Here is a 16,212-nt window from a genome sequence, read left to right as displayed (position 1 = left end):
TTGAGAACGTTTCCTCTATGCTTGCTCTTCGCTGTGCTTATCTCAACGGTCAACTTTCAATTTGATGTATGTGCCAAAGTGAGATGCACCCTTTACGGATGACGTATTTGCAGGAAACAGAGGCGCGGGATTTAATTCAGCATCCAATTGATAATTTTTCCGACATTTATACAGAAGCCGCGATTGATAAAATTATTTACTTAACGCGGTGTCAACCTTATTATGTACAACTGATGTGTCGCGTAGTTGTCGATCGCCTGAATGAAATAAACAGAGAAAAGACCAGGTTAAATCAGGAAAAACAAAGGCAATTAACAGCAGATGACGTGCAGGCTGCGATTCTCAAAAGTTTGGAACAAGGGGGGGCTGCATTTCGAGAACGCTATCAAGAATTAACGGAATCAGAACGAGAGTTTTTGCATAAATTAATCAATGAACCAGTTTTAGCGGTAGCAGAAAGTCGCTTATGGCAGAGACTTGTGGATAAAGAAGTGCTGGAGGTGACTGAAGAAGGTTATCGTTTTCAAGTACCCCTCTTTCAGAAGTTTGTAGAGATTCAAAGTAGGTGATAAGTTATCAAAATCAAACACGTTATACCCGCTGTCCGCCAGGGGTTTAAACCCCTGGCGGTATTTCGGGTTAAGCGATATTTCTGGTTAAGTTGAAACGATGAATGGCAATAACAAAAATGATATGAATTCTATCCATCAGCATCACTAGGAAAACCAAATTGGTCTGGTAATTCAGCAGAGGTAATTTGCAGAATCTCTAGCAACTTCTTGTATTGAACAGGCGTTAGCTTCGGTACAGATCGCCCCGATTCCCAATTCCTTACCGTCGCTTCCGTGACTCCAAGTGCTTCTGCTAGCTGCTTTTGAGTCATAAACCGCTGAACTCTCAGTCGCATTAGGGGCGATCGCTCGGCTCTTTCTGAGATTTCCATAGGCTATTTGTTACTTTATGTTAAATAATGCACGGTTTTATTAAATACGTTGACGTATACCGTTATTTAATTTACGCTTATAGCAAGAGAGATTAGACAGCACCAGCTAAGCCACTTGTGCTGTAGGGGAATTGCTGTCTTTTCTTCAACTTGTTATTGTACGCGGTTTTACCGTTACAAAGCATCAAACCTATCCAAAATTATTAGTCAAAGCTATGTTGCAAGATTCATCATCGAACCAAACATCGCCCAATGTTTTAACCAACCAAACCTTTGAGGGCGATCGCGAAGCAGTCCGTCACGTCATCATCGGTTCGCCGCTGGGGGTACGCCGAACTATCCACCAACTGCACGCATTGCGCTACGAAGAAGCTGTTCGTTGGACTCATCCGATCGCCATTCCCGACAACCGCATCATTATTACACCCGATCAGGGAGAAATCATGAGTCTTTTAGTCAAATTAATCCGGCTGCAATGAAGTCATAAATGTGCGATCGATGTTTCTAGAATTGAGTCAAAAGTGCGATCGCGAATCTCTTCTCGTTGCCCGTGCTAAACTCAACAGATATATCCAAAAACTCTTGTCGGGTAGGCATCCTGCCTGCCCTTGGCACAAACTTAACAACTAGCTCGCAATTCAGCTTATGATTGTTATCACCCCCGTCCTAAAACCTGTTAGCCAAATAACGCTTTCTCCCGGTAGTGTCGTAACTATTCCCAATATAAATTGGCTGGAATTCGAGTCAATTTTGCAGGAATTAGGAGAAAAGCGAAGAACTAGAATTGCCTACAGCAACAGTACCTTAGAAATTATGGTTCCCTTACCCGAACACGAAATTCCCAGAGATTTAATCTCTGATATTGTCAAAATTTTACTCAAGTCGGCGGGCCGAAGATACCAACCTTTTGGTTCTACTACTTTCAAACGGGAAGGTGCAGCAGGAGTTGAACCTGATGCTTGCTTTTACATTCTAAATTATCAACAGATGATCGGCCGCCGCCGACTTTTACCGGACGATCCGCCGCCCGATTTAGCAATTGAGACGGATGTTACTTCTAAAACTAAGATCGATGCCTATAAAATTATTGGAGTTCCAGAAGTATGGGTTTATGACAGCGGCAGACTTCGCATTTATTTGCTGCAAGATGGAGAGTATGTAGAATCGGATATTAGTCCGAATTTTCCAGAAATCGCGATCGCCCAGATGATTCCGGCTACAGTGGAACGTGCTTGGCAGGTGGGAAATTTGCAAGCGCTAGAAGAATTTGAAAGTGCGATTCTCTCCGAGGGCTTCGCTAACGGCTAAACTCCTAGGATGCGTTACGCGCTTCGCACTTCGCGTCCAAAAAATCACACACTTACTGCAAAATTGTCAACCCCTAAAGGTCGATAAATTGTATCTCTTTGCTGATAACTCCGCCCCAAAGAACTAATTGCATTTTGCAAATCTTCGACAGATTGACAACTGCCGCCAACCGCACCGGCCATTGTTGTAATGTGTTCTTCCATCAATGTACCGCCGATGTCGTTGCAGCCCCATTTCAGCGCTTCTGTAGCTCCATCTAAACCTAATTTAACCCAACTCGGCTGGTGATTGGAAATCAAATTTCCCAAGAAGATTCTCGATACAGCGGTGAGTAACAATGTATCTGCTAAAATTGGTTGGTCGCGGCCGACTCGACTCCGCAAAGGAGCCGGTGCTTCCTGTCCGACAAATGGTAGTAAAATAAATTCTGTGATGCGTGCTGGATAGTTTTGGTCGATCGCAGTTTGTTGGAGCGATCGCACTTTTTCTAAATGCAAAACCTGCTGTTGGGCCGTCTCAATATGCCCGCAAAGCATCGTACTCGTTGTCGGCAAACCCAGACGGTGAGCAGTTCCCACAATTTCCAGCCAAGTTGTCGAATTTAGTTTTTCCGGGCAAATCACCCGTCGCACAGAATCGTCGAGAACTTCCGCCGCCGTTCCCGGCATCGAACCCACTCCCGCATCCTGCAAAGCCGAAATTACATAGCTGAAACTAAGATTATCTCCTCTGGCAATAAATTCTATTTCTTGCGGCGAAAAAGCGTGCAAGTGCAACTGAGGAAACTTATCTTTAATAGTTTTCACCAATTGCAGATAATAAGGTAAAAATGCGCCGTTCAGCTTAGCTTGAAGATTTAAGCCGCCCTGCATACAAATTTCCGTTGCACCCCGCTGCACTGCATCAGTTGCCTTTTCCTGAATTTGAGCTGCATCTAACCAAAAAGCGCCCTCATCTCCCTCGTCGCGGCGGAATGCACAGAAACTGCAATGCTGCTCGCAAATGTTAGTAAAATTAATATTCCGATTGATAACGTAGGTGACAGTATCCCCTGATTGTTGGCGGCGGAGCAAGTCAGCGGTTGTTTGAATAGAAGCTCGCGCATCGGGATCTCTTTGCTGCAAAAGTACCAAGGCCTCTGCAGAAGAGATGTTATAACCTTGTAAAGCTCGATCGAGAATTGCATCCACAGTTTTCTTTTACACTCAACTACATAATTACTGACTAGAATAAAGACATTTTTATATTTTAACAATCAATTATAGAGGAACGATATTTTAAAATCTCAAGTAATATCAAACCATCCTTGACTTTCTGGGAACTGAAATTATGGGCATCTACCAAGAAAATCAGGTCTTGCCAGTGCCGTCTGGGCCTTTGCAAATTCCTGCTTTACAGACTTTCGGTTCAACTTTTACACCCGCGCGCACACCGGGAATTTATTTGTCCCTCGTCATTCCCACCTACAACGAGTGCAAGAATATCAAGAGTATTGTGGAACAATTGACTCAATTGCTCGATGGCATCATTCCCGGCGACTATGAATTAATTGTAGTCGATGACGACAGCCCCGATCGCACCTGGGAAGTCGCCCTGTCCCTGACACCGGAATATCCGCAATTGCGGGTGATGCGCCGGGAAGAAGAGCGGGGACTTTCCACAGCCGTAATTCGCGGGTGGCAGGCGGCTCGGGGCGAGGTTTTGGGCGTCATCGATGCCGACTTGCAGCATCCCCCGGAGACGCTGTTGCAGCTTTTAGCAGAAATTCAGCGGGGAGCCGATTTGGCCGCTGCGAGCCGTCACGTTGGCGAGGGCGGGGTGAGCGACTGGAGCATTGTCAGGCGATTTTTATCGCGGGGCGCTCAGACTTTGGGATTGCTGATCCTGCCGGGAGTCGTGGGCCGAGTTTCCGATCCGATGAGCGGGTATTTTATGATACGTCGCAGTTGCATAGCCGGCAAAATCATGAATCCTGCCGGTTACAAAATATTGATTGAAGTGCTCGCTAGGGGGGAAATCCGCTGGATTGGAGAAGTTGGTTACGTGTTTCAGGAGCGGCAAGAAGGCGAGAGCAAAGTTACTTGGAAACAGTATATTGAGTATTTGCGGCACTTGCTCAGATTGCGCTTTGCCCGCTGGCCGGTGGGCCGATTCCTGCGGTTTGGCGCGGTTGGTTTCAGCGGCGTGTTTGTGGATATGGGAGTTTTTTACCTGCTGCGGACTGTCCTCGGTTTGGGGCTGACTCGCAGTGCAATCTTTTCTGCTGAAGTGGCAATTATCAATAATTTTTTGTGGAACGATTTGTGGACTTTTCGCGATATTTCTAAGCGGCAGCCTGGAAAGCGCCAGGGCTTGAAACGGCTGTTGAAATTTAATGCGATTTGTTTGATCGGCTTGATGATGAATGTGCTGCTGGTGAATGTGCTGTTTAATGTTTTTAAGGTAAACGAATATTTGGCTAAGTTAATTGCGATCGCAACTGTGACTCTGTGGAATTTCTGGATCAATATGAAGCTGAGTTGGCGGGTGACGGACGTTCAAAAATAGTTGGGAGTTTGGTGAGTTGTTAGTTGTTATTGGAACTGACAACTCATCGCTGCAAACTGCCAACTGCAAACTGCCTTTAGATAACTGAATTAATGATTAATAAAAAACAACTGTTGTTGCTATTTATGTGGACGGCGATCGCCTTTATTTTGCGCTTTGCCAATTTGGACTCTAAACCGCTGTGGACGGATGAGTTTTCGACTCTAGTGTTTAGTTTGGGCAACAGTTTTCGCGGTGTGCCGATCGATCGCGCGATCGATCTTTCTACATTATTACAACCGCTACAATTGCGCCCCGATGCTGACACCGCCGACGTACTCCGCAATTTGCTGCTAGAAAGCAACCATCCACCAGTGTATTTTATGCTCGCCCACTGGTGGATGCGGTTGTTTGGGCCTTCCGAGGATAGTTTAGTTTGGATTGGGCGAGCTCTTCCTGCATTATTGGGCGTGATTTCAGTTCCCGCTATTTACTTTTTGGGCAAGTTTGCTTTTAATTCTCGTTTAGTCGGTCAATGTGCGGCCGCAATGATGGCAGTTTCTCCCTACGGCATTTATCTCGCTCAAGAAGCTCGACATTACACTTTAGGAATTTTATTAGTTATTGCCTCTCTTTTTTGCTTGACATTAGCTGTCAAAAAACTGCAAAATGGCGCTCCTATGCCTGTTTGGGTGTTGTTGATTTGGGTAGTCATTAACTGTCTGGGAATTGCCGTTCATTACTTTTTTACACTGACTTTGTGTGCCGAAGCAATAGCATTAATTGCTGTAATCTGGCACCAGTTTAATGAAAAGTTGCCAATTTCCAACAGCCACCAGCCCAATATTTGGCAATTTAAAATCATCTGGCGGTTTTTCGCAGTAGCGATAGGTACTTTAGCTGGCGGTTTAGTTTGGTTGCCGGTATTTTTGTCAAACAAGTACGGCAGCGAACTAACTAATTGGATTGTCAGCGGCGATCGCACATTTATAGATTGGATCGGGCCGATTTTTCAAGCTTTAGCTGGATGGATCACTGTCATGTCTCTGCTGCCGGTGGAATCGCCAAATTTGGCAGTAGTAGTTGCATCGGCGATCGCAATGGCAATATTTTTGATCTGGGCGCTTCCTCTGCTGAGAGGCGCTCTTAAAACTTCCTTAAAAACAACTAATACTCGTTTAGGTACTGTTATTTTCGGCGGATTTGTGCTAGGAGCAATTTTCCTATTTTTCAGCTTTGCATATATTCTCGGAATTGACCTAACTCGCGGCGCTCGATACAATTTTGTCTACTTTCCGGGGGCGATATTACTGTTAGGAGCAACCTTGGCAGTTATTTTTAACACACCTACAGTAAAAAGTAAATGGTTTAATTTACCTGCTGTGGAAATTGCTGGCAAAAAAGCAGTTCTACTAATTTTAGCAATGGGTTTTTTTAGCGGTGTGACAGTAAATTCCAATCTCGGCTATCGCAAATATTACAAACCAGATATTTTAATTCCGATTATCCGCGAAGTCTCGAAAGTTCCCGTGTTAATTGCTACTACTCAAAAGACTCATGTAGAAATAGGAGAGTTGATGGGGATAGGGTGGGAATGGGAAAGAAGTTCGGCAACGGATTTTGTAGCGGATGTAACGGATGTTAGGAAGAAAGAAGAAGTTAAAGCCTTTGATTCTCCGCTGTTTCTTTTGGCTAATCAGAGAAGGGATGCACCAGAAATAGCGGCAGGGACACTTTATAAAACACTCAGTCAATTAGAACGCCCGCTAGATTTGTGGCTGGTTAATTTTCGCGCACCTGTGAATCTAGAAGCACAAAAATGCCAGGTTGAATCGCGCGAGTTGCCTGCGGTGGATGGGTATGAATATCAAGTTTATCATTGTTCTAAGTCATAGGTAAGTCTTAGGGGATGGATCGGGCGATCGCACTTTCGATTAAAATAATTGCATTAGGGCAGCTTTCCGCAGGAATCGATCTTTCATTGCAGTACAAATTTTGTGGCAGAGGTAGCCGCTCAAACTTTGAGTAATTGTCAGTATACTCAACTTTCTGACTGAATTAAATCGCCGGCAGGTGGATGTCGTTTTATAGCTTTGTCAGCGGCCCGAATATTAATTACTCTCTCTCGATTTAAGACTAATGCTGTAACTGTAGCTCGTCCCATTGGAGTCAAACCAATTATTGATAATCCATCGGCAGACCAAATAAAATGTTCGCTCCAACTATCTTGTCTGGGGTCAAACAACGGTACTTCTACGTCTGACTGAGCATCTATCGCTCTAGTTTTATCAGATTTCTTGCGGTTGCAGTGAAAGCAAGCTAGTGCCAAATTGTCAATATCGTTAGTCCCACTTTTAGTTAAGGGAATGATGTGCTCGATAGTAAACTCTACGTACTGCCATTGTTCGGAGGCATGACAATATTCGCACAGACAGTTTGCTCTCTGACGAACTTGATTTTGGATATTTTCAGAGATTTGACGGCGAGCGGACATTTCTACACAGTAGGCTGAATCTGACCCAAGAAAAGATTGCGGACAGTCCGATTGACAAAACTGAGGTAATCGTCAATTTCTTCGTAAAGATTGAGTTCTTGTTCTTCCTCAGGATTTAGGGGCAAAGTTTGTTGTTTATCCAACAGTTCTTGGATTCGATTTTTGACAGCGGTGGAGGCTCTAAAAATGGGTATGCCTTCCACTAATTCAATTCGGACAGCTCCTTCTATAGGTAGAGTATTGTGCAGGTTTTCCAGTTTTGGCAGGATTAGCATAGTTGTGGATTTTATGGGTTTCCGTCTTGATTATATCTAGGTTTTTTTCAATCTTGCCTGACACTATCGGGCACGCCCACCGCCGAAATACCCGATATTGCCTTTAAATTCTGACACCGAATCAACTCATTAAAATCCAAACTGCGCCCTTCAATTTGCGCCACAGCCTCGATCGCCCCAAGCAAATGTCCGGCCGCTTCCGCTTCGTTGTAACCGCGCCTTCCCGCTACTCTAATCGCCCCTTCGTCTGCATCTAACTCTACTTGGGAACTGCGGTTGTCGCGCCAAATTCGAGTCATGGCAAGTCCCGTCAAACCGCCCGCGATCGCAGTGCCGATCGCATCTCCCTGCAACAATTCTACAACAGTCCCGACAATCCCCGCCAGAGCCGCACCTTGATAAATATCCGGTTTAAACCACTTAACATTGCACACAAAACTCACATTCCGCAATAGCAGTAAATCCCGCTGCGGCTTAGATAGCAGCCTCCACAAATCAAAATTAATATAAATTGGCCGAGCGCTATTCCAAGGCAAAGGAAAATCGCAGTCAATTACCGTTGATTGTTGTGGCTTATTAATAATTTTACACGTCATGCGGCCGGAAGCGGGCATCACATCTAACAGGCGGCGAATTTCTGGTTCGGGATTCATAAATTTAGAGTAATTGATAATTGGTAATTACATCTGGATAAAAAACAATAATATCGGTTACTGCCTCGTAGGGGCTGGTTTTACCGACAATAATTGCCTAAAACCTACAATTTCGTAAGCCCGCCCCCACCCAAGGTCTGATGCGATCGAAATCAAAGTTGATGTAGGTTATTGGTTGTGTGGGGGCGGGTTTCTGGAGATTTTTGACGGTAGTTAAATATTGTTTGTCAAACCAGCCCCGAGAAGTCAATAGAAGATATTAAGGGTTTTTCTTGGATGCGGAAGAAGGAGATTCTTGAGCTCTGGGAGCCACTTTTTCGGTATTAGCCGAAGGCTTCGGACTGGCAATTGCTGGGGCAATTGACGGCTTTGAATTCCCGGTTGGGGATGCCGATGATTTTGGAGATTCAGGGGCCGTTAGCGGGGCAGCAGGGGCTGTTTTAGCGCCTAAAATGCTGGCGTCTCCGGTGTCGAAGGTGCCGGCGATGCAAGCGATCATCATTGTAGCTAATGTGCCGACAAATAATGCTTTCCAACCGAGTTCGGAAATGTCTTTGCGGCGGGATGGAATTAGGGCGATCGTGCCGCCGACAAATATGCCGACGGAGGCTAAGTGGGCAAAGCCGGAAAGCGCGTAACTGACAATTAAAACTGTACGAGCGCTCACCAGTCCTTTTGCGCCCGCTTCTGCTAAACTTTGATAGGGCGGAATCGCTGTTTCTAACAGCCTGCGACCGATAATTACTGACGCTTGCCAAGAGTCGTCTAATGGAACTCCTGTTAATAGCGTCAAAGGATAAAATAATACTCCCATAATGTTGGCTAAGGTGACAACTTTAAAAAAGCCACCAATTGGGCCGGGCAAAATGGCCAGCCAACCAAAGAATTGATTGATTAAGGAAACTAAGCCTAAGATTAAAATCAAAACAGCGGCGATCGCCACTGCCATTTTTACACCGTCCAATGCACCAACAATTGCCGCATCCAAAGGGCTGACTCGTTCGATGGGTTCTCCCCCAACAGTCTCTTGTTTGAATTCTTCGCCCTCCATTTCGGAAATTTCTTCGCCCACAAACTCGCGGCCTTTAGGCTTCGGTTCTTCCTTGGGAATGCCGCCCATTGTCAGGGGCACGCCTGTTTCCGGTACTAAGATTTTGGAGATGACAAAACAAGCGGGGATGGCGATAATTGAAGCTGAAACTAAATGCCCTAAAATATTGGGAAAAACAGGCTTGAGAAAACTGACATAAATTGCTAAAGTTGAAGAAGCCGCCGTCCCAAAACAGCAAGAGAGGATTGCACAAAGTTCGGAACGAGTCATTTTTGGCAAATAAGGCTTGACGACAATTGCCGCTTCAATTCCTACGAAAATATTAGCAGCGCCACTGAGGGCTTCCGCGCCGCTCAACCGCATTGTCGTATAAAAGATTTTGGCAAAAAGTTCGGTGATAATTTGAATCACGCCGATGTTGTATAGCAAGGCCATGAGGCCCGAAAAAAAGATGACTGTCGGTAAAGCTCGAAAGGCAAAAATATATCCTAAATTAATTGCTGGATCTTTACCAGGTATGGGTACAACATTGCTCCCGAATACAAATCTCGCTCCCGCGTCAGCAGCGGTGAACACTCCATCCAGTAAGCCAGTAAACCACTCTAAAGCGATGCGAGTTGGGGGGAACAGGAATACTAAAAATCCTAAGACTAATTGCAGTCCAATGCCCCAGGTGATGACGCGCCAAGGTATATACTTGGACTGTCGGTTTTCTGAAAAAATCCAGGCGATCGCACACAAGCCAAAAATACCCAGAAACGAGATAAGATTGTAGATTGACATAAGCCTAGTCCTTGAAATATTTGAGAATGCCGATCGACGGTTTGCACCACATCAGTTATACTATTCATCTGACGGCAAATGCTAAAAAAAATAACGGGCAGATAAATTACGCACTCAACAGCGTACTTATGTCATTGCTTAGGTCATTCCGAAGTCTGCGGATCTTTAGCAAGCCTTGATTTGCCGTAATTACCAGCAGTTTAGATAGAAACTCTCACACATGGAAGCTTTTGCTCCACATCCTCCTGAATGGACTGCGACGGCGGTTCACGCTAATGAGTTTTGCTGTCCCAAGTGCGGTGCTAGCTGCACTGATGCGGCTGAGGTCTGGATTAATCGCCGATCGCCAGTATACACCGAGTTCAACCGTCGCAAGTGGCAAGAATTTTACCGCTGCCAGTGCGGGGACGTGTGGTGGGCTTGGAGTAATGATAGACCTCCTTCTGAACTTGTGCGTCGCGATGAGATCTCGGATGAGGCGCCGGATGATGATTTTTAGAACGGTGATAGAATTTGCGACTTGCGATTTGCGATTTTATTTAAAATGAGGGTAAGGTGCGCTGCACCCTACATTTAGATAGGCGATCGCCAGTTCTTAACTAATTCAGCACGTCAAGCATTCCCTTAACTACGCCTTCCATGACTCTTTCTATTAATCTCAATTCATTTTCGCCGATCGACTCATTTAAGAGCATTGACTGAATTCGCTGTCTGTCATTCCGAGTCAGTTCGCCTGACGAAAATATCTGCTCTACTATTTGTTCAGTTAGAAATGAGTAAGTTGGAGTTTGCATGGTTGGTCTCTAAAAGCATCAATATTTTGTTTTAACTTCATTAGAGGAGCCAGTTATTTTGTGGGTTTTTGCCGTCCCACTCAATCAGTGCTGAAATCATACGACTCTGAGCGGATTTTGTCAAGACACGGGCGGCAGATAAATATAAAATCTGCATTATATTTCCCACATTCTGGTCAGGGGTGGTTTTGGAGTGCGATCGACTGATGCCATATGCCTGCAAGGTCGATCGACCCCCGGCGGTGGCAGTGTTCGATCGACCTTTTTAAGTTTATTTGCACTTCGGCGGAACATTACAGCTCAAAAAAAATCCAAACTACAATAGATTTAAATTGGTAATCGGGAATTGGCTTTTCTGACTTCCCTCTTCTTTCCGGCTAATGACTAATGACTAATGATTAATGACTAATGATTAATGACTAATGACTAATGGCTTCCTCCAATGACCTATTTTCCTTCGGCTATAATTTTGACATTAGGTTTTTGGCTGCTACCGCTAGCAGTTCGATCGCAACCTGTCGTTCCGGCAAATGACGGCACTAATACTGTTGTTAACTCCGAGCAAAACCGCACAGATATTAGTGGCGGACAACTGTCAGGAAACGGGACCAATCTTTTTCACAGCTTCAGCCAATTTAATCTCAGCGAAGGTCAAATTGCTAATTTTCTAACTAATCCCAATATTCAAAATATTTTAGGGCGGATTTCCGGCAGCGATGCTTCCGTCATTAACGGTCTGATTTCTGTCAGCGGCGGCAACTCGAATTTATTCTTAATGAATCCGGCGGGAATTGTCTTCGGTCAAAATGCTAGATTAAACGTGCCGGGGTCTTTTTTCGCGACAACTGCTACTGGTATTGGTTTCGGCGACCGCTGGTTTAATGCCACCGGAAGTAATGATTACAAAGCTTTACTGGGAAATCCCAATCAATTTAATTTTAATAACTCACAAGTCGGTGCAATTGTCAATGCGGGAAACTTGGCAGTTGGCAGCGGGCAAAGTTTAACTTTGCTCGGTGGCACCGTTATTAATACAGGACAATTATCCGCTCCCAGCGGTCAAATTACTGTGGCCGCTGTTCCGGGAAAAAATGCAGTCCGGATCGGTCAACTCGGCAATTTATTGAGTTTAGAAATTACTCCGTCTTTGCAGTCCGAAACATCTGCGATCGCCCCACAAGCTTTGCCTCAGTTGCTGACGGGCCCCGGCGTAGCATCAGCCACAGGTTTAACGACTAACGAACAAGGTCAATTGGTACTGACTGGCGGCCAAACAGTGCCGATAAATGGGGGAAGTGCGATCGTCTCGGGTTCTGTCAATGTCTTCGCCCCTTCAGGGAATGCTGGCGGCACAGTCAATATTTTAGGCGAAAAAGTCGGACTGTTCGGTGCAAATATTGATGCTTCCGGGACGGACGGCGGAGGTACTGTGCGCGTCGGAGGCGGTTGGCGGGGGATGGAACCAGTGCCAAATGCCCAGGTAACTTATGTTAGTCCTGATTCTACGATCGCAGCAAACGCGATCGACCGCGGCAATGGCGGCACTGCGGTAATTTGGTCAGACAATATAACTCGCTTCTTGGGCAATATTACTGCTCGCGGGGGCACTGCCGCAGGTAACGGTGGCAGAGTAGAAGTTTCCGGCAAAAATGCTTTAACTTTCCAAGGAGAGGTCGATACCCGCGCGACTAACGGTGCGATCGGCAATTTGTGGCTCGATCCGGCAAATATTACAATCGTCAGCGGTAACGGCGACAGCAACGCGCGATCGACTGGCGGGGAACTCCAACCGGCACCAGCACCCAATGAAACATACATCCCAGAAGTGCAGTTGGAACAGATGACGGCCGGCAGCAACGTGGTTATAGATACCCCCGGCTACATCACCATCCAAAACTTGCCCGATAACAAACTTTCCCTGCAAGCGAGAACGGGAGACACAGTAACATTTAGATCGGGCGGAGTGTTTGTTGTCAATGACCCCAAGGACTCAATCGAGACTCAAGGTGGCAACATCAACATTTTCGCCAGCAGCCTCTCTGTTGGCGGACTTAATGCCAACAGCGGCAATATCGCTCTCACTGCTAACGGCATTGACTTGAGAGGCGGCAGCAATTCCGTTAGCAGTGCGGGGGGAACAATTCGCTTGCAGCCCAACGACAGCCGAGCAATTCGGATCGGTGGCACCGGCGATATTTTGGGCATTTTGGACTTGACGGCAACGGATCTCGGCGCTTTGGCAGGGGATTTTGGTTCGATCGCGATCGGGCGCGAAAACGGTAGCAGCGAGTCGATCGCGATCGTCGCACCCATTACCTTCAACAGCCCGCTAACACTTCAAGGCAGCTCAATCGCGATCGACAATCCCCTGAGCGCAAGCGGCAGCGCTAGCTTGACACTCGACGCGCCCCAAACCGATCTCAACGCCAACATTGCGACATCCGGCGGCGATCTCACTTTTACAGGAAACGCCTCCCTCAATGCTGACGTGGCTTTGAGCGCGGAAGCTAGGGGCAACATTCTGTTCTCCGGTAGCCTAGACGGAGATCGCGCCCTGAGACTCGACGCTCAGCGAGTGCTGTTCCGCGGTACAGTCGGTCAAGCTGCACCGCTGGCTAGTTTGAGTGTCAACGCCGGCAGTACCGAGGTTTCGGGCAATATTGCGACATCTGGCGACATGACTTTCAACAGTGCCGTCACAGTCAATCGCAGCGCCGCCCTAGCCGCCACTACCGGCAATATCGCTTTTGCCAATACCCTCGACAGCACGCCGGGCCGGGCTAATAATTTGACGCTGCGCGCTGGCGAGAACATTTCTTTTGGCGGCAGAGTCGGTCAAACTCAGAGGTTGGGCTGGCTCTCGGCTGACGCTGCTAGCGTGACGGCGGCTTCCACAATTGCAGCGCGCATTTTGAGCGTTAACGCCCGAGATTCCGCTACCTTCGGGGGGGACAGCAGGGCCGCTTTGGGAGCCAATATCAAGGCAGGGAATGTTCTCTTAGAGGGTAATTTAAGGACGGATGGCGGCAGCGTGAACCTGCAAGCAAGTCGCAAGGTTCGGACTGGCAATATTACCTCGAACGGTGGGAGCATTCGGGTTGAGGGAAATGCGATTGCTGCAGGTGCGATCGACTCGTCGTCAGTGTCGGGAACAGGAGGCGCGATCGCTCTCCAAACCAATGCCGGCTCTTTAACTGCGGGAGCTTTGAACGCTTCGGGGGCGATCGGCGGAAATATTGCTGTCACCTCGAAAGCGAGCATTTCGGCTCTCGATATCAATTCCAGCAGCACTTCAAACGGCAACGGCGGGGGCGTTTCCCTGAGCGCGACTGGTAACATTCAGTTGGGTTTTGTCAACGCTCAAGGTGGCACTGGCGGCACTGGCGGCAGCGTTGATGTTACAACCCTCGGTTTGTTTCGCTCGAACAGTGTTTTCAACGATATATCGGGCAATATTTCCAGTATTTCTACTGCCGGAGGTGCGGGGGCGGGCGCGATCGAAATTAGCCACGGAGGCGGTATCGGTCGACCTTTTGTAGTTGGCGGCGCGATCGACAATGGAACCACGGGAAGCATTAATGCTGGCGCGGGAAACGCCATTTTGCCCAGTCTTGCTTTTGGGCAAACTTACACCCAGGGAAGTTTACCAAATCAGATTTCCCTAATTACACCGGGCGCGCCCTCTGCTCCTGCACCAATTCCCGAACCAATTCCCGAACCAATTCCCGAACCAATTCCCGAACCAATTCCCGAACCAATTCCCGAACAGCCTCTAGTGACCGTAACTCCGGCTCCTGCGCTCTCACTTCCTGCGTCTTTGCAAGTAGAATTGCGATCGTCAAATCGACACAGAAATTCCCCAAATACCCAGAATATTTTCGTTCCATATCGCAGATTCGATTCGCTCGGCTCGGGAATTTTAGCATTTGAGCAAACCTTTAGTCGCGAGTACGAAAAATATCTCGACTTGCCGGCAAGAACGCCGATTAGTAATATGTCGGTAATTTACGAAACTCTTCGTAAAAATGAACAAATTACTGGGGTAAAATCTGCCATTATTTATCTTAATTGGGTCAGTGCCTCGGCAGCAGCCGCTGCCAAAGAAAATGGTTCGGTACTGGTGGCAAGTCAGGATTTATCTAATCTATTGCCTGTGAGAAAAAACCTCACCTCCGGGCCCCCTCACCCCTTAGAAGATAAGTTGGGGGAGAGGTTGTCGCCGGAGGGCAAAGAAGTTTCCGATGTTCCTAACGGGGAGCATTTAGAATTAGTGTTAGTAACAGCTAACGCTCAACCGATGCGCGTTTTAGTTCCGGCGACAACGCGGTGGCAGGTGTTGCAATTGGCTGACGCCCTGCAAACGGAAATAACTAATCCCAGAAGAAGAAGCAGCATTAGTTATTTGGATTCTGCTCAAAAACTTTATCGCTGGTTAATTGCGCCAATGACCGCAGAATTGGCAGCTTTAAATATTGACAATTTAATTGTAATTCCGGCAGCAGGTTTGCGGAGTGTGCCCTTTGCTGCTCTTCATGATGGCAAACAATTTTTAGTTGAGAAATACAGTCTTAGCGTGATGCCGAGTCTGAGTTTGACAGATATTCGCTACGACAATATTGCGGATGATGAAATTTTGGCAATGGGGGCGTCGGTATTTGAAGATAAAGCGCCATTACCAGCGGTACCGGTGGAGTTAGAGTCGATCGCGCCGCCCGATCGGGGAAAATCATTTTTGAATCAAGATTTTACTCTCGCGAATTTGCAAGCTCAGCGGGCAAATCGGCCTTTTGGAATCATTCACTTAGCAACTCACAGCGAATTCCAGCCTGGGGAACCGAAAAATTCTTACATTCAGTTGTGGGATACTAAATTGCGCATCGATCAAATGCGGCAGTTGCGATGGAATGAACCGCCGGTGAATCTGTTAGTTTTAAGCGCGTGCAGTACCGCTTTGGGCGACACAGAGGCGGAGTTAGGCTTTGCGGGTTTGGCGGTAGCTAGCGGTGCTAGATCCGCTTTGGCGAGTTTGTGGGAAGTCAGCGATGAGGGGACTTTGGGGCTGATGACTGGGTTTTACCGCCAGTTGCGGATGCCGAGAGGTGAGGGCAATTTGATGATTAAAGCCGAGGCTTTGCGGCGCGCGCAATTGGAGATGTTGCAGGGGCGCGTGCGGATTCAAGACGGGATGCTGCGAGTCGAGGGGCTTTCTATTAGTCTAACTTTGCCTCCGGAAATTGCGTCGCGGGGCGATCGAGTGCTTTCGCATCCTTATTATTGGGCCGCCTTCACAATGATTGGCAATCCTTGGTAATGGGGATGTTGAAGGAAGAAGGAAAAAGAGACATTGCTGAATCAAGGTATGAATAATGCAGGAATGGGAACATC

Annotated in this window: 15 protein-coding genes; 7 read left to right on the top strand and 8 right to left on the bottom strand. The window is 47.0% G+C overall.

Features of this window, described 5'->3' with window-relative positions:
• The first annotated feature begins 98 nt into the window (after positions 1 to 98).
• Positions 99 to 569, top strand: coding sequence for a hypothetical protein (locus E5S67_RS09080; protein WP_172186717.1), 471 nt, complete (start codon positions 99 to 101; stop codon positions 567 to 569).
• A 131-nt stretch (positions 570 to 700) separates the two neighbouring features.
• Here the strand turns inward: E5S67_RS09080 and E5S67_RS09075 are convergent, their stop codons facing one another.
• Positions 701 to 943, bottom strand: coding sequence for a helix-turn-helix domain-containing protein (locus E5S67_RS09075; protein ID WP_006633060.1), 243 nt, complete (start codon positions 941 to 943; stop codon positions 701 to 703).
• Between the two features lie 215 nt (positions 944 to 1,158).
• Here E5S67_RS09075 and E5S67_RS09070 point away from each other — a divergent pair, with 215 nt between their 5' ends.
• Complete coding sequence (locus tag E5S67_RS09070; RefSeq protein WP_172186722.1) at positions 1,159 to 1,422, top strand: hypothetical protein; 264 nt, start codon at positions 1,159 to 1,161, stop codon at positions 1,420 to 1,422.
• A 166-nt stretch (positions 1,423 to 1,588) separates the two neighbouring features.
• The gene (locus E5S67_RS09065; RefSeq protein ID WP_172186716.1) at positions 1,589 to 2,251 is read left to right on the top strand and encodes a Uma2 family endonuclease; all 663 of its coding nucleotides are present in this window, start codon (positions 1,589 to 1,591) and stop codon (positions 2,249 to 2,251) included.
• Positions 2,252 to 2,295: 44 nt separating this feature from the next.
• Here E5S67_RS09065 and cofH read toward each other — a convergent pair whose 3' ends face one another.
• A complete protein-coding gene (gene cofH, locus E5S67_RS09060; RefSeq protein ID WP_172186715.1) occupies positions 2,296 to 3,441 on the bottom strand; it encodes a 7,8-didemethyl-8-hydroxy-5-deazariboflavin synthase subunit CofH in 1,146 nt (381 codons plus the stop codon).
• 139 nt (positions 3,442 to 3,580) lie between these two features.
• Between cofH and E5S67_RS09055 the strand changes: the two genes are divergently transcribed.
• Together E5S67_RS09055 and E5S67_RS09050 are read left to right on the top strand one after the other, a co-directional pair.
• The gene (locus E5S67_RS09055) at positions 3,581 to 4,798 is read left to right on the top strand and encodes a glycosyltransferase (RefSeq protein WP_172186714.1); all 1,218 of its coding nucleotides are present in this window, start codon (positions 3,581 to 3,583) and stop codon (positions 4,796 to 4,798) included.
• Between the two features lie 92 nt (positions 4,799 to 4,890).
• Positions 4,891 to 6,672, top strand: coding sequence for a glycosyltransferase family 39 protein (locus E5S67_RS09050; protein ID WP_172186713.1), 1,782 nt, complete (start codon positions 4,891 to 4,893; stop codon positions 6,670 to 6,672).
• A 146-nt stretch (positions 6,673 to 6,818) separates the two neighbouring features.
• On the opposite strand, the gene E5S67_RS09045 is transcribed toward E5S67_RS09050, so the two are convergent.
• The 4 genes from E5S67_RS09045 to E5S67_RS09030 all read right to left on the bottom strand — a co-directional run bounded on the left by E5S67_RS09045 (position 6,819) and on the right by E5S67_RS09030 (position 10,033).
• Positions 6,819 to 7,271: an HNH endonuclease gene (locus tag E5S67_RS09045; RefSeq protein ID WP_172186712.1), complete on the bottom strand. Its 453-nt coding sequence runs from the start codon at positions 7,269 to 7,271 to the stop codon at positions 6,819 to 6,821.
• 2 nt (positions 7,272 to 7,273) lie between these two features.
• The gene (locus E5S67_RS09040; RefSeq protein ID WP_172186711.1) at positions 7,274 to 7,546 is read right to left on the bottom strand and encodes a hypothetical protein; all 273 of its coding nucleotides are present in this window, start codon (positions 7,544 to 7,546) and stop codon (positions 7,274 to 7,276) included.
• 47 nt (positions 7,547 to 7,593) lie between these two features.
• Positions 7,594 to 8,199, bottom strand: a complete 606-nt coding sequence (locus E5S67_RS09035; RefSeq protein ID WP_172186710.1) for a DUF3318 domain-containing protein — start codon at positions 8,197 to 8,199, stop codon at positions 7,594 to 7,596.
• A gap of 259 nt (positions 8,200 to 8,458) precedes the next feature.
• A complete protein-coding gene (locus tag E5S67_RS09030; RefSeq protein WP_172186709.1) occupies positions 8,459 to 10,033 on the bottom strand; it encodes a NupC/NupG family nucleoside CNT transporter in 1,575 nt (524 codons plus the stop codon).
• Positions 10,034 to 10,253: 220 nt separating this feature from the next.
• On the opposite strand from E5S67_RS09030, the gene E5S67_RS09025 reads away from it, so the two are divergent.
• Positions 10,254 to 10,532 carry a hypothetical protein gene (locus E5S67_RS09025; protein WP_172186708.1) on the top strand — a complete coding sequence of 93 codons (279 nt, stop codon included), beginning with the start codon at positions 10,254 to 10,256 and terminating at the stop codon, positions 10,530 to 10,532.
• A gap of 100 nt (positions 10,533 to 10,632) precedes the next feature.
• On the opposite strand, the gene E5S67_RS09020 is transcribed toward E5S67_RS09025, so the two are convergent.
• Positions 10,633 to 10,827 carry a hypothetical protein gene (locus E5S67_RS09020; protein WP_172186707.1) on the bottom strand — a complete coding sequence of 65 codons (195 nt, stop codon included), beginning with the start codon at positions 10,825 to 10,827 and terminating at the stop codon, positions 10,633 to 10,635.
• A 156-nt stretch (positions 10,828 to 10,983) separates the two neighbouring features.
• Positions 10,984 to 11,121 carry a hypothetical protein gene (locus E5S67_RS32335; RefSeq protein ID WP_216670306.1) on the bottom strand — a complete coding sequence of 46 codons (138 nt, stop codon included), beginning with the start codon at positions 11,119 to 11,121 and terminating at the stop codon, positions 10,984 to 10,986.
• 148 nt (positions 11,122 to 11,269) lie between these two features.
• On the opposite strand from E5S67_RS32335, the gene E5S67_RS09015 reads away from it, so the two are divergent.
• Positions 11,270 to 16,138: a CHAT domain-containing protein gene (locus E5S67_RS09015; RefSeq protein WP_172186706.1), complete on the top strand. Its 4,869-nt coding sequence runs from the start codon at positions 11,270 to 11,272 to the stop codon at positions 16,136 to 16,138.
• Positions 16,139 to 16,212 lie beyond the last annotated feature (74 nt).

Source organism: Microcoleus asticus IPMA8, assembly GCF_013179805.1.
Lineage (GTDB): Bacteria > Cyanobacteriota > Cyanobacteriia > Cyanobacteriales > Microcoleaceae > Microcoleus > Microcoleus asticus.
This window is presented reverse-complemented; position numbering and strand designations above follow the sequence as displayed.